The organism is Pseudomonas sp. PS1(2021) (assembly GCF_020405165.1).
GTDB lineage: Bacteria > Pseudomonadota > Gammaproteobacteria > Pseudomonadales > Pseudomonadaceae > Pseudomonas > Pseudomonas aeruginosa.
On sequence record NZ_CP084484.1, the window covers coordinates 6,901,733 to 6,915,245 of the forward strand.

The following is a 13,513-nucleotide window of genomic DNA, read 5'->3' on the forward strand; positions in this document are numbered from 1 at the left end:
ACCGGCAATCGAAAAAGCCCCGGAGACGATTTCTTCATAATGATAAGCATTATCAAATCGTATATCCCCCGAGGCTGTTCGAACGATGAAAACGGAGACGAAGGTGATCAAGGGACGCCAGGGCATCGCCCGCAATCGGCACACCCCGTTGTGCCTGGGGCTGCTGCTGGCGCTGAGTCCGCTGGCGGCGGCCGTGGCCGACGCGCGCAAGGACGGCGAGACGGAACTGCCGGACATGGTGATCAGCGGAGAAAGCACGTCCGCCACCCAGCCGCCGGGGGTGACTACCCTGGGCAAGGTGCCGCTCAAGCCGCGCGAGCTGCCGCAGTCCGCCAGTGTCATCGACCATGAGCGCCTCGAACAGCAGAACCTGTTCAGCCTCGACGAAGCCATGCAGCAGGCCACCGGGGTCACCGTGCAGCCGTTCCAGCTGCTGACCACCGCCTACTACGTGCGCGGCTTCAAGGTCGACTCCTTCGAGCTGGACGGGGTGCCGGCGCTGCTTGGCAATACTGCCAGTTCGCCGCAGGACATGGCGATCTACGAGCGGGTCGAGATCCTTCGCGGCTCCAACGGACTGCTGCATGGCACCGGCAACCCGGCGGCCACCGTCAACCTGGTGCGCAAGCGGCCGCAGCGCGAATTCGCCGCCAGCACCACCCTCAGCGCCGGGCGCTGGGACCGCTACCGCGCCGAGGTCGACGTCGGCGGCCCGCTGAGCGCCAGCGGCAACGTGCGCGGCCGAGCGGTGGCCGCCTACGAGGACCGCGACTACTTCTACGACGTGGCCGACCAGGGCACCCGCCTGCTCTACGGGGTGACCGAGTTCGACCTGAGCCCCGACACCCTGCTCACCGTCGGTGCGCAATACCAGCACATCGACTCGATCACCAACATGGCCGGGGTACCGATGGCCAAGGATGGGTCCAATCTCGGGCTGTCCCGCGACACCTACCTCGATGTCGACTGGGACCGCTTCAAGTGGGACACCTACCGCGCCTTCGGCTCCCTCGAACAGCAACTGGGCGGCGGCTGGAAAGGCAAGGTCAGCGCCGAATACCAGGAAGCCGATTCGCGCCTGCGTTACGCCGGCTCCTTCGGCGCCATCGACCCGCAGACCGGCGACGGTGGCCAGCTGATGGGCGCCGCCTACAAGTTCAAGAGCATCCAGCGCAGCCTCGACGCCAACCTCAATGGGCCGGTGCGACTGTTCGGCCTGACCCACGAACTGCTCGGTGGGGTCACCTACGCCCAGGGCGAGACCCGCCAGGACACCGCACGCTTCCTCAACCTGCCGAACACCCCGGTCAATGTCTACCGCTGGGACCCGCACGGCGTGCCGCGCCCGCAGATCGGCCAGTACACTTCGCCGGGCACCACCACCACCACCCAGAAAGGCCTCTATGCCCTGGGTCGGATCAAGCTCGCCGAGCCGCTGACCCTGGTGGTCGGCGGCCGCGAAAGCTGGTGGGACCAGGACACCCCGGCCACCCGCTTCAAGCCCGGTCGCCAGTTCACGCCCTACGGCGGGCTGATCTGGGACTTCGCCAGGGACTGGTCGTGGTATGTCAGCTACGCCGAGGTCTACCAGCCGCAGGCGGATCGCCAGACCTGGAACAGCGAGCCGTTGAGCCCGGTGGAAGGCAAGACCTACGAAACCGGGATCAAGGGCGAACTGGCCGACGGCCGCCTGAACCTGTCGCTGGCGGCGTTCCGCATCGACCTGGAGAACAATCCGCAGGAAGACCCGGACCATCCGGGGCCGCCCAACAATCCGTTCTACATCAGCGGCGGCAAGGTGCGCAGCCAGGGCTTCGAGCTGGAAGGCACCGGCTACCTGACGCCCTACTGGAGTCTCTCGGCCGGCTACACCTACACCAGCACCGAGTACCTCAAGGACAGCCAGAACGACTCGGGGACGCGCTACTCCACCTTCACCCCGAGGCACCTGCTGCGCCTGTGGAGCAACTACGACCTGCCCTGGCAGGACCGGCGCTGGAGCGTCGGCGGCGGACTCCAGGCGCAGAGCGACTACAGCGTCGACTACCGCGGCGTGAGCATGCGCCAGGGCGGCTACGCACTGGTCAACATGCGCCTGGGCTACAAGATCGACGAGCACTGGACGGCGGCGGTCAACGTCAACAACCTGTTCGACCGGACCTACTACCAGAGCCTGTCCAACCCCAACTGGAACAACCGCTACGGCGAACCGCGCAGCTTCAACGTCAGCCTGCGGGGCGCGTTCTGATGCCGCGCCAGTCGGGCTTCGGCTGGGCCTGGCGGGTTCCGCTGGCGCTCGCCGGCAGCCTGGCGGCGGCGACCGCCAGCGGCTATCTGTTGACTCGCGGGCTGCCCCTGGACGACCCGCTCGAGCGTCTCTACGCCGGGCTCTTCGGCGCGCTCGGGGTGGGCTTGTTGCTGCTTGTCGGCGGGTTGCTGGCGCGTGATCCGGGCAACTTCGCCTGGCGCCTGGGCGGTAGCCTGCTGGCACTGGGCCTGGCGTTGTGGCTGCTGGCGGGGCGCGGTTGAAGTGGCGGCGCGTCCTCTCCTGCTCTCGCTGCACGGTGGCGCCGGCGCGCTGTTCGGCGTGCTGCTGTTCGTGGTGCTGTTCAGTGGCGCCTGGAGTCTTGGCCACGACGACCTGCGCGAGTGGCTGCGGGCCCCGGCGCAGGCGGGAGGAGAAGCCCTTGCGCTGGAGCGCCTGCTCGAACGGGCGGGCGAGGAAGGCGTCGACATCCGCGATGCGACCCTGCTGCTGCCCGCTCCCGGCCATGCCGCCTTCAGCGTCTGCGATGCGCGCCTGGACTGCCGGCTGGACCTCGACCCGGCCAGCGGCCGGGTGCTGCCACCGATGCCGGCGCTGGACCTCCTGCTGAACCTGCACAAGAGCCTGTTCGTCGGCTTCCCCGGGCGGGTGCTGGTCAGCCTGTTCGGCGTATCGCTGTTGCTGCTGTGCCTGGCCGGCGTGCTGCTGCACAGCCGCCGCTGGCGCGACCTGCGGCGTTGGCGGCGGGATCGCGAGCTGCGCCTGGCGCTGTTCGACCTGCATGGCCTGATCGGCATCTGGGGACTGCCCTGGCTGCTGTTGTTCGGTTTCACCGGCGCGCTCAGCGGGCTGGGCGCTCTCGGGACCCTGCTGCTGGCGCCGGTGGCCTACCCGCAGGAACCGAACCGGGTGTTCGTCGAGTTGATGGGACCGCCGCCGCCCGCCGCCGAGGGGCGGCCATTGGCGTCCCGCATCGATCTCGACCGCCTGCTTGCCGGCGATGCCGTGCGGGCGCCCGGCTTCGTCGCCCAGCGTTTGAGCCTCAGTCATGCCGGGGATGTCGCCGGCAGCGTGGAGATCGCCGGTATCCGGCGTGGCCTGCCGAGCACCGCGAACTTCGAGCGGCACCGCTATCGGCTGGCCGACGGCACCCTGCTCGGCGAGCGCAGCTCGGCGCAGCGCGGGTTCTGGCTGCGCGCCTTCATCGCCGTGCAGCCGTTGCATTTCGCCCAGTACCAGTGGCTCGGGCCGGGCTGGTCCGCCGCGTTGCGCGGCCTGCACCTGGCGATGGGCCTCGGCGCCTGCCTGCTCTGCGCCAGCGGCCTGTACCTGTGGCTGCAACGACGCGCCTCGGCGCCGGACGCCCGCGTACGGCTCTTGCAGCGCCTGAGCCAGGGTTTCTGTGCCGGCCTGGTGGCGGCGGCCGCGTTGCTCCTGCTGGGGCTGCAACTCGCGCCCTCGGAGCTACTCGCCGGACCCTGGCCGGGGCGGCTGTTCCTTGTCCTGTGGGCCGCCGCTGGCCTGGCGGCGTTGCTGCTGCCGGGCGACTGGCCGCTGGCGCGCGGGTTGCTCGGCGTCGCCGGGCTGGCCTGCCTGGCGGCCGCCGTCGCGCACCTGGCGCCCTGGCTCATGCGCGGCCGGCTGCCGGCCCTGGGCCCCGACCTCACCCTGATCCTCTGCGGCGCGCTGCTCATCCGGCACGCCTGGATGCAGGCGCGCGCCGCCGCGCCACCCGCCCACCCCCGTGTCACCGGAGACCACCATGCTTGAGCTGTATCGCCACCGCCGCCTGGTCATCACCCTGGCGTTGCTCTACCTGTCCCAGGGCATTCCCATCGGCCTGGCCATGGACGCCCTGCCCACCCTCCTGCGCCAGGATGGCGCGCCATTGCAGGCGCTGGCCTTCCTGCCCCTGGTGGGGCTGCCCTGGGTGGTCAAGTTCCTCTGGGCGCCCTGGGTCGACAACCATTGGTCGCGCCGTCTCGGCCGGCGGCGTAGCTGGATCCTGCCGATGCAATGCATCGTCCTCGCCTGCCTGCTCGGCCTGGCGACGCTCGGCCTCGGCGTGGCCAGTGCCGGTTGGGCGGTTGGCCTGCTGGCGCTGGCTTCGCTGGCCAGCGCGACCCAGGACATCGCCACCGACGGCATGGCGGCGGAGCACTTCAGCGGCGAGCTGCTGGCCAAGGTCAACGCGGTACAGATCGCCGGGGTGATGATCGGCTTCTTCGGCGGCGGTGCCGGCAGCCTGATCCTCGCCGGGCATTTCGGCCAGCGCGCGGCGTTTCTGGTCATGGCCTGCGTGCCGCTGGCAAGCCTGTGCTGCGTGCTCGCCCTGGGGCGTGGCGACCCCCACGAACTCCCCCCGGCACCGGCCGCCAAGGCCAGCCTGCTGCGCTTCCTGCGTCGGCCGCTGGCGCCTTCGCTGCTGGCGCTGGCACTGCTGTCGGCGATGACCGCGGTATCCGGCTTCGGCCTGTCCAAGCTGTACCTCAGCGATGCCGGCTGGGCCTTGCAGGACATCGGCCGGCTGGGCATGAGCGGTGGCCTGGTCACGGTATTCCTCGGCTGCGGCGGCGGCGCCTGGCTGGTCAGGCGGATCGGCCTGTGGCGCGGTTTCGCCCTTGGCGTGGTGCTCGCCGGTTGTTCGGCGCTGCTCTGGTATCTGCAGGCCGGTCGCTGGTTGGCACTGAGCGAAGGATTGGCGTGGACCTGCGTGCTGATCGGCTCGCTGGCTACCGGCATCACCTCGGTGGCGATCCTCACCGCGGCGATGCGCTTCGCCGGCCAGGGCGGCCAGGCCGGCACCGATGTCACCGCGGTGCAGAGCACCCGAGACCTCGGTGAGATGCTGGCGTCTTCGTTCCTGGTCAGCCTCACCGCGCAGATCGGCTATGCCGGCGGCTTCCTCACCGGCAGCGCCCTGGCGGTGCTGGCCCTGTTGCTCGCCCTGCGCCTGCAGGCCGGCGAGGGGCGCGGGGAGTGGAAGGGGCGGGCGGAAGAGGCCTGAGGCGCTGCCGATAGGCGCGCAGCGCCCGGCACCCGCACGGATGCCGCCTCTCCCGCGGACGGGAGAGGCGGGAGAGGGCAGGCGCGGTGGCCTGCCCGGTGTTGCTAGCGTGGCCGTTCCACCTGGTTGCGGTAGCTGCCGGTGATCGCTTCCAGCGCCGCGCTCTTCTCGGTCTTCGGTCGCGAAGCCGCGGCCCACTCCTCTTTTTCCCGTTCTCGGTTGGCCAGGATGATCTTGTTGGCGGTCGGCCGCCGCGCTTCTTCGTATTCGCGCAGGGCTGCGGCCACGTCGGCGTTGCGCGCCAGCGCGGCGGCCAGCTCGATGCCGTCGAGGATTGCTTGCGAAGCGCCGTTGGCGCCCATCGGATACATCAGGTGGGCGGCGTCGCCGAGCAGGGTGATGCGTCCCCGGCCCCAGTGCGGCAGCGGATCGCGGTCTACCATCGGGTACTGCAGGATCAACTGGTTGCGGGTCAGCAGGTCGCGGATGTCGAACCAGCCCAGGTCCCAGTCGGCGAAGAACGGCAGCACGTCCTCCAGGCGCCCGTCGCGGTTCCAGTCGGCCTCGTTGTCGAGCTGGCCGACGGCGGCGCTCGGCACCATGCACACCCAGTTCACCAGCGACTTGCCTTCGGCCGCGTGACGCGCCGAGATCGGATAGGCGACCAGGCGCGACCAGTGCTCGTCGTTGGCGACGATCATGGTCTTGCCGTCGAGGAAGCGGTCGAACTCGGTGACGCCGCGCCACATGGTGATCCCACCGTGGGACAGCGGCCCCTGGTCGGGATGCAGGTGCGCGCGGACCGCCGAATGGATACCGTCGGCGCCGACCAGCACATCGGCACCGAGCGCCTGGGGCTTGCCGTGTCCGTCGCGGGCGCCGATCAGCACGCGGCCGTCGCGCTCCTCGATACGCTCCACGCCGAGACCGGTGCGTACCGCCTGTTGGCCGAGGCGCTCGCGCACCGCGGCGAGCAGGATCATCTGCAGTTCGCCGCGATGGATCGAGTACTGCGGATAGGCGTTGCCGGCTTCCACCCCGCGCGGCTCGGACCATACCGTGGCGCCGCTCTGGTCGATGTAGCGCAGCTCGTGGGTGGGGATGGCGGTGGCCGCCAGCGCCGGGCCGAGGCCCAGTTCGGCAAGGGCCTCGACCGCCGCCGGCTGGATATTGATGCCGACGCCAAGGGGGCGTATCTCGCTGCTGCTTTCCAGCAGCGTGACCTTGCCGATGCCGGCCTGGTGCAGGGCCAGGGCGCAACTGAGGCCGCCGATGCCGGCGCCGGCGATGAGGATATCGATGGGTTCGCTCATGGGTGCTTCCTTTTCTCGAGTGTTCGAATCGATGGGGGTTCGGCTGGGATGGATGACCGTTTACCGCGATGAAACGTCGGCGCAGCGGCGGATAACGCCGGTGGCGTTATTCGCCCTACGGCCCGACTCCGGGGCCGCGGGAGGCATATCCGCCATGAAACGTCGGCGCAGCGGTGTCGTCACGGTTGCAGGTAGCGGTGCTTCCAGCCTCCTTCGTCGCGGTCGTAGCGCAGGCGCTCGTGCAGCCGCTCGGTGCCGTTGCCCCAGAACTCCACCGACTCCAGGCACAGTTCGAACAGGCAGTAGCCCGGCGGGCGCGGCAGCGGGCCGTCGGTTTCCGCCAGGCGCCGGGCTTCGGCGCGCAGGGCGTGGATGTCGGCGAGGGTTTCGCTCTGCCGCGAGGCGATCGACATCGGGTGGGTCTGGTACGGGCGGCTCAGCCACTGGGCGTCGGCGCGCTCGTCGGGCAGGCGTTCGGCGCGGCCGTTGAGGATGATCTGCTGGCTGCTCTCGCGCCAGTACAGCACCCCCGAGGCCCAGGGGTTCTGCGCCAGTTCGCGGCCCTTCTGGCTATCGGCGTGGGTGGCGAACACCACCCCGCGCTCGCCCAGCTCGGCGATCACCACGATCCGCGTCGACGGCCGGCCCTGCCCGTCGACCGTGGCCAGGGCCAGTGCCCGCGGCTCGCGCACGCCATAGCGGCGGGCGCGTTCCAGCCAGTTGCGCAGCACCTCCATGGGGTTCGCCGGCGGCGCCTCGAACTCCGGGAAAGGGGCTTCGATGGTCCCGGTGAGGGACTCGGAAATGTTCGCGTTGACGCCCATCATGGCGTTCCTCCGTTCTGCCCGTTCACAGGTAGGCCCGGCCTTCGGCGAAGGCCGCGCCGTTGCCCGACACTTCCACCGCCGAGACCCGCTCGCCGGCGCCCTCGGCGCGGGCGTACATGCGCGACGGCCGGCCGATCTCGACGCCCTGGAGGATCTCGATCTGCTGCCCGTAGGGAATCTGCCGGTGGCGCGCCAGGTGGATCGCCAGCGGCCCGGCGGCGGAGCCGGTGGCGGCGTCCTCGACCACGCCGTAGGCCGGCGAGAACATGCGGCTGCGCCAGTGCCGCCCGGCGCCGGCGAAGCAGTTCACCGCCAGGTCCGGGAAGTCGCACAGCGCGCGGTGGTCGGGGTGCAGCGCGGACAGCGCGGCGACGCTCTCCAGGCCGACGAACACGTGGCGCGGGCCGTTGCGGTAGACCTCGATGGGAAAGGTCGAGCCCTTCAGGCCGAGGGCGGCGAGCAGCTCGGCCGGGCGGCTGAAGTGCTCCCAGGTGGGGATCGGCTGCTGCATGCTGCAGGCCACCACCTTGCCGTCCTGGCGCTCCAGGGCGAAGGGCACGGTGCCCATCCTGGTCTCCAGGAACAGCCTGTCCTTGTCGGTCTCGGCGCCCAGGGCGATGGCGGTGCCCAGCAGCGGGTGGCCGGCGAACGGCAGTTCGTTGACCGGGGTGAAGATGCGGATGCGCGCGTCGCCGTCCTGTTGCGGGCGGAGCACGAAGGTGCTCTCCGACAGGTTCATCTCCCGCGCCATGCGCTGCATGCGCTCGCCGCTGAGGTCGTCGCAGTCGAAGAACACCGCCACCGGGTTGCCTTGCAGCGGTTCGCTGGCGAAGGCGTCTATCACGACATATCTGTGCATGGGCTCTCCTGGCTCAGGGCCGCCGCTCGACCAGCGCGTGACGCAGCAGGTCGGCGATGATGCGCGGACCCTCGCGGGTCAGCACCGATTCGGGGTGGAATTGCATGGAGGCGAAGCGCGGCCCGCGCAGGGCATGGACCTCGCCGGTCTCGCGGTCGCGGCTGATCTCGATCGGGCCGACCTCGGGAATCTCGATGCGGTCCTGCAGGGCGCGCGCGGCGAAGGTGTTGTAGAAGCCGACGCGCTCGGCGGCGCCGAACAGGTCGATCTGTTTCTGCACGCCCTGGTTGGGCTCCTGCCGGCGTTGCAGGTCCAGGCCCAGGCACAGGCTCAGCACCTGGTGGCTCAGGCACACGGCGAGGAACGGCCGGCGCTCGCTGAGCAGCGAACGGATGGCCAGGTGCAGGTGGCCGATCTTCGGCTGGCCGATCTCGGTGGGGTTGCCCGGGCCGGGGCCCATGATCACCAGGTCGTAGCCGTCGAACGAGTACGGCTCCTGGAAGCCGCGCACGGTCACCGTCAGGCCCAGCGACTTGAGCTGCTTGGCGATCATCGAGGTGAAGGTGTCCTCGGCATCGACGATCAGCACCTCGCGTCCGGACAGGTCGGCCTGCAACTGCTGGCGCTCGCTGGCGCCGCGCAGCCAGAAGTCGGCGATCGGCGCGTTGCGGCTGGCCAGCGCCGCCACCACGTGCGGGTGCGAGCCCAGGCGCTGCGGCGCCTGGCTCTTCAGCGCGGCGATCAGCCCGGAAGCCTTGGCCCGGCTTTCCGCCGCCTCGCCCAGGGGATCGGAGTGACGCACGATGGTCGAGCCGACGCCGATGCGCAGGTGGCCGTCGCCCTCGATCTCGGCGGTGCGGATCAGGATCGCCGAGTCCAGCGTGCGCCCGCCCTGGCCGTCACCGCCGATCAGCGCCGCCACCCCGCTGTAGTAGCCGCGACCCTGCGGCTCGTAGCGGCGGATCACCCGGCAGGCGCTTTCCAGCGGGCTGCCGGTGACGGTCGGGGCGAACAGCGTCTCGCGCAGCACCTCGCGCACGTCGCGGCTGGTCTGGCCCTCGATGAAGTACTCGGTGTGCGCCAGGTGCGCCATCTCCTTGAGGTAGGGTCCGAGCACCCGGCCGCCGTCCTCGCAGATCCGCGCCATCATCTTCAGCTCCTCGTCCACCACCATGTACAGCTCGTCGGCTTCCTTGCGGTTGTCGAGGAATTCCATGACCTCGGCCAGGTTCGGCCCGGCCGGCGGGTAGCGGTAGGTGCCGCTGATCGGGTTCATCACCGCCAGGCCGTCGCGCACGCTGATGTGTCGCTCGGGCGAGGCGCCGACCAGGGTGCGTTCGCCGGTGTGGACGATGAAGGTCCAGTAGGTGCCCTTCTCGCGCAGCAGCAACTGGCGGAAGAAACTCAGCGCGCTGGCCGTGGCGTAGCCGTCGATGCGCGCCTGGAAGCGCCGCTTGATCACGAAGTTGGCGCCTTCGCCGCGACCGATCTCGTCGGCGATGACCCGCCCGACCACTTCGGCGTAGGCCTCGTCGTCGAGGTCGAAAGCTTCCTCGCTCAGTTCCAGCGCCTGGTTCGGCAGCAGCGCCAGGGCCTGCTCCAGCGGCAGCAGTTCCTGCTCCAGGACCTTCAGCGCCAGCAGCGGCGTGCCGTCGTCGAGCGCCTCGAAGCCGCGCTCGGCGATCTGCCGGTAGGGAATCAGCGCCAGCAGGTCATGGCGCGGCAGGCCCGGGCCGGGCTCGTCCAGCGGCAGGTCGGCCAGGCCGTGAAGTTCGAGCGCCTCGCCGCGGATCACGTCGAGCAGGCCCGGGCCATTGCTTTCCGGGCGGTAGAGCAAGGCGAACGGCGCCGGCCGTTCGAGCAGGCGCTGCAACAGCGATGTGGGCAGGGCGTTCATTCCAGCACCTCGTCGGTGGTGACCACCATCGCGCAGCGGCTGGCGGCGTATTCCAGGGCCATGCGGTGGTGCGCCTCGCTGAAGTCGGCGATGGCGTCGGCCACCAGGAACGGCTGGATGTCGTTGGAGTAGGCGTCGACCGTGGAGATCAGCACCCCGACGTGGGCGTATACGCCGCACAGCACCAACTGGTCGCGGCCGGCGGCGCGCATCCGCTGGAGCAGGTCGGAGTGGAAGAAGGCGCTGTAGCGCCACTTGGTCAGCAGCCAGTCGTCCGGCCCCGGCGCCAGCTCCTCGACCACCTCGCGGTCGGCCGGACTGGCGCGCATGCCCGGCCCCCAGAAGTCCTTGAGCAGGCCGCGCTGCTCCTCGGTCATGCTGCCCGGCTGGGCGGTGTAGGCGATCTGCACGCCCTGCTCGACGCACCAGCGGCGCAGCCGCGCGGCGTTGGCCACCAGCCCGGCGCGCAGGCTCTCGGGCAGCGGGCGCAGGAAGTAGCGCTGCATGTCGTGCACCAGCAGCACCGCGCGCCGCGGCTCCAGGCTCCAGCGCGCCAGGTTGGCCGGCAACTGCTGGGCAGTCGGCAAGGGATAGGCGGTGATTTCGGGAATGCCGCTCATGCCACGGTCTCCAGGGGAAGGTTGCGCTCGGGATCGCTTCTGCGCCGGACCAGGCCATCACCGCGCTGAGCGCCTGCCAGGGGTTCAGCCGCGGATCGCAGAGGCTGGTGTAGTGCCGGCTGACCTGGTGCAGGCCGCTGGAATCGGCGACGCACTCGGTGACGTCGTCCGGGGTGGTCTCCAGGTGCAGCCCGGCGGCCACGCCGCCGGAGCCGGACACCGCCAGGCGGAACGCCGCCACCTCCTCGGCGATGCTGCGCACCAGGCGGGTCTTGTTGCCGCAGGGCGCGACGATGGTGTTGCCGTGCATCGGGTCGCTCAGCCAGATCACCGGGTGCCCGGCCGCGCGCACCGCCTCCACCAGCGGCGGCAGGCGCTCGCCGACCTTCTGCGCGCCCATCCGCGCGATCAGCGTCAGGCGCCCCGGCTCGCGGCGCGGATCGAGGCGCTCGCAGAGCGCCAGCAACTGGTCGCGGCCGATCTCCGGGCCGACCTTGCAGGCCACCGGGTTGAGCACCTCGGCCAGCAGCGCCACATGGGCACCGTCGACCTGGCGGGTGCGCTCGCCGATCCACGGCCAGTGGGTCGAACCGAGGTAGACCCGGCGCTGCTCGTCCTCGCGCAGCATCGACAGCTCGTAGTCGAGCAGCAGCATCTCGTGGCTGGTCCAGACCGGCGAGGCATTCGCCTCCTGCCCGGACGCGGCGTCCCAGCCCAGGTGGCGCATGATGTTGCGCGCCGCCGCATAGCCCTTGAGGATCCGCTGCGGATCGGCCCGGCGCTGCTCGGCATGGGCCTCGCGGCCGTTGACCATGTCGCCGCGATAGACCGGCAGGGTCTGCTCGCCGACCTGCTCGTGCGGCTTGGAACGCGGCTTGGCGTACTGCCCGGCGATGCGCCCGACGCGGATCACCGGCCGCCGGCCGGCCAGGCGCAGGGCGCCGGCCAGCAGTTCCAGCACGGCGGCCTTGCGCGCCACGTTCTCGGCATGGTGGTCGTCCATGTCCTCGGCGCAGTCGCCGCACTGCACCACCAGCGCCTCGCCGCGGGCGACCCGCGCCAGGGTCGCGCGCAGGGCCAGGATGTCGCCGGCGCGGATCAGCGCCGGACTGCCGCGCAGGTACGCCTGCACGTCGCGCAGGCGCGACGGATCGCCCCATTCGGGTTGCTGCAGCGCTTCGCAGCGCCGTACGCGTTGCAATAGATCGTCCATGGTGGGTCCCCCTTCGGCAGGAGATATCGTTTCGATCAAGTGGGAATGCCTTCGCGTTTGATCTGCGGGACCGGAATGCTCAGGGCGCGCAATTGCTGGAAGACGTTCATGAATTCGCGGTTGCGCTTGATCTTGCCGTCTTCAAGTTCGAAGGAATGCAGGAAGTGGTTTTCGTAATATCCTTCGGGATATCCGGGGAAAAGAATCTTGCCGTGACCGTCGCATTCGACCCAGAAATGATTGGGGTCGTCGGTTCCGAATATATTTATGTTGTACCACTCCCAATCGGGAAAGCACTTCAATGACCAGACGGCATGTTCCGCAAGTTTGTCTTTGCCACGAATGACGATGGGCGAGCCGGTATCGGTGGTCCATAAACCGCCACAGCCGTCCTCGACGAAAAGTTCATGGCGGCGCAGGCGATCCTGGCCTTTGGTATTCATGTACTTCTCGACGGTGGCGCGATTCTTTTCGCGAAGTTCGTTGGCATCGGTGAAACCGATTGGATTTGTCGTATCAGGCATCGTCAATGCTCCTTGGCGGTAGATGTCATTCAAGTGGGAATACCGTCACGTTTTATTTGCGGAACGGCTATTCCCAATGCACGCAGTTTCTGTATCGGGTTCATGAACTCGCGATTACGTTTTATCCGGCCGTTCTCGAGTTCGAAGGAATGGATGTAGTGGTTCTCGCAATAGCCCTGCGGATACCCCGGGACCAGCGCCTTGCCGCGCCCGTCGCACTCGACCCAGAAGTGGTTCGGATCCTCGGTCTCGAAGATCCGCACGTTGTGCCACTCCCAGTCGGGGAAGCAGCGCTCGAGCCACTCGGCGAGCCGCCTGAGGCTCTCATGGCCCCGGAAAACCAGGGGTTCGCCGCTTTCCGTGGTCCAGTTGCCGGCGCAGCCGTCCTCGACGAACAGGCTGTGCCGCTGTAACCGTTCGGCCCCCTTCATTGCCATGTAGCGCTCCACCGTGGCGCGATTCAGGCGCCGCAGACGCTCGATGTCGAGGGGTGTTTCCCTGTACCGCTGACCGTTCATGCGCCGCCTCCGAGAGGGCTCTCCAGGTATGCCGGAGAAACTTTTCCCTCGCGGCATCGGTTATTCGCTGGCGCGCAGGAGTTCGTCGCTCGGTAAGGGAGCGATATTCGCTGGGCGCATTGTTTATACGTAGGGTGAAATTTCGCGTTACATATGTTCGCCTGTCGTTTCCAATTTTCGAAAGGCAATAGGAGTTTCATCCCGGGTTTCTTTTGGAAACCTGTCGGTAATGGATTCGCAATGCTTTCGTTAAGGTGCGACAGACGAGGTCGCGAAGACTTTCAGCGTCATTCCGTGAAGTGTTTCAAATAGCCAGCATCCCTGGTCGCTGATGTGGATTGCATAAAACACAGAACGCTCGTACCGGCTCAACTACAAGATCTGGTAGGTGCCAGACAGGGTATGCGGGATTGCTAAGCTGATGCTTCCTGCAATGCCGGAGGTTGTAGCCAAGTTGTAATTTTATTCT

The 13,513-nt window shown here is 68.7% G+C and carries 11 protein-coding genes and 1 pseudogene; 4 read left to right on the forward strand and 8 right to left on the reverse strand.

Annotated elements, in window-relative coordinates; translation table 11 throughout:
• The first annotated feature begins 85 nt into the window (after window positions 1-85).
• From fptA to LE197_RS32760, 4 genes are read left to right on the forward strand one after another with little or no spacing between them, the layout of a single operon-like run.
• On the forward strand, window positions 86-2,248 hold the full coding sequence (gene fptA / locus LE197_RS32745; RefSeq protein WP_003111969.1) for a Fe(3+)-pyochelin receptor FptA: 2,163 nt from the start codon (window positions 86-88) through the stop codon (window positions 2,246-2,248).
• Window positions 2,248-2,529, forward strand: a complete 282-nt coding sequence (locus LE197_RS32750; protein ID WP_003121870.1) for a hypothetical protein — start codon at window positions 2,248-2,250, stop codon at window positions 2,527-2,529. The genes fptA and LE197_RS32750 overlap by 1 nt, the downstream gene beginning before the upstream one ends.
• Window position 2,530: 1 nt before the next feature.
• Complete coding sequence (locus LE197_RS32755; protein WP_017148490.1) at window positions 2,531-4,036, forward strand: PepSY-associated TM helix domain-containing protein; 1,506 nt, start codon at window positions 2,531-2,533, stop codon at window positions 4,034-4,036.
• Window positions 4,029-5,273: a RhtX/FptX family siderophore transporter gene (locus LE197_RS32760; RefSeq protein WP_003121872.1), complete on the forward strand. Its 1,245-nt coding sequence runs from the start codon at window positions 4,029-4,031 to the stop codon at window positions 5,271-5,273. Before LE197_RS32755 ends, LE197_RS32760 begins: the two co-directional genes overlap by 8 nt.
• Window positions 5,274-5,377: 104 nt before the next feature.
• Here LE197_RS32760 and phzM read toward each other — a convergent pair whose 3' ends face one another.
• From phzM to phzA, 8 genes and pseudogenes are all read right to left on the reverse strand, one after another.
• The gene (phzM, locus tag LE197_RS32765) at window positions 5,378-6,586 is read right to left on the reverse strand and encodes a pyocyanin biosynthetic protein PhzM (RefSeq protein ID WP_003142876.1); all 1,209 of its coding nucleotides are present in this window, start codon (window positions 6,584-6,586) and stop codon (window positions 5,378-5,380) included.
• Between the two features lie 179 nt (window positions 6,587-6,765).
• Window positions 6,766-7,410 carry a phenazine biosynthesis FMN-dependent oxidase PhzG gene (gene phzG, locus LE197_RS32770; RefSeq protein ID WP_003112073.1) on the reverse strand — a complete coding sequence of 215 codons (645 nt, stop codon included), beginning with the start codon at window positions 7,408-7,410 and terminating at the stop codon, window positions 6,766-6,768.
• 25 nt (window positions 7,411-7,435) lie between these two features.
• Window positions 7,436-8,272, reverse strand: coding sequence for a phenazine biosynthesis protein PhzF (gene phzF / locus LE197_RS32775; protein WP_003093628.1), 837 nt, complete (start codon window positions 8,270-8,272; stop codon window positions 7,436-7,438).
• 13 nt (window positions 8,273-8,285) lie between these two features.
• On the reverse strand, window positions 8,286-10,169 hold the full coding sequence (phzE, locus tag LE197_RS32780; RefSeq protein WP_059309796.1) for a phenazine biosynthesis protein PhzE: 1,884 nt from the start codon (window positions 10,167-10,169) through the stop codon (window positions 8,286-8,288).
• Window positions 10,166-10,789: a phenazine biosynthesis protein PhzD gene (phzD, locus tag LE197_RS32785; RefSeq protein ID WP_003093625.1), complete on the reverse strand. Its 624-nt coding sequence runs from the start codon at window positions 10,787-10,789 to the stop codon at window positions 10,166-10,168. The genes phzE and phzD overlap by 4 nt, the downstream gene beginning before the upstream one ends.
• A 13-nt stretch (window positions 10,790-10,802) precedes the next feature.
• Window positions 10,803-12,002, reverse strand: a pseudogene (gene phzC, locus LE197_RS32790) (phenazine biosynthesis protein PhzC); the annotation flags it as partial.
• 35 nt (window positions 12,003-12,037) lie between these two features.
• Entirely contained in the window at window positions 12,038-12,526 is a 489-nt protein-coding gene (gene phzB / locus LE197_RS32795) for a phenazine biosynthesis protein PhzB (RefSeq protein ID WP_003114730.1), read from the reverse strand.
• Between the two features lie 29 nt (window positions 12,527-12,555).
• A complete protein-coding gene (phzA, locus tag LE197_RS32800; RefSeq protein WP_003114729.1) occupies window positions 12,556-13,044 on the reverse strand; it encodes a phenazine biosynthesis protein PhzA in 489 nt (162 codons plus the stop codon).
• Between the last annotated feature and the right edge of the window lie 469 nt (window positions 13,045-13,513).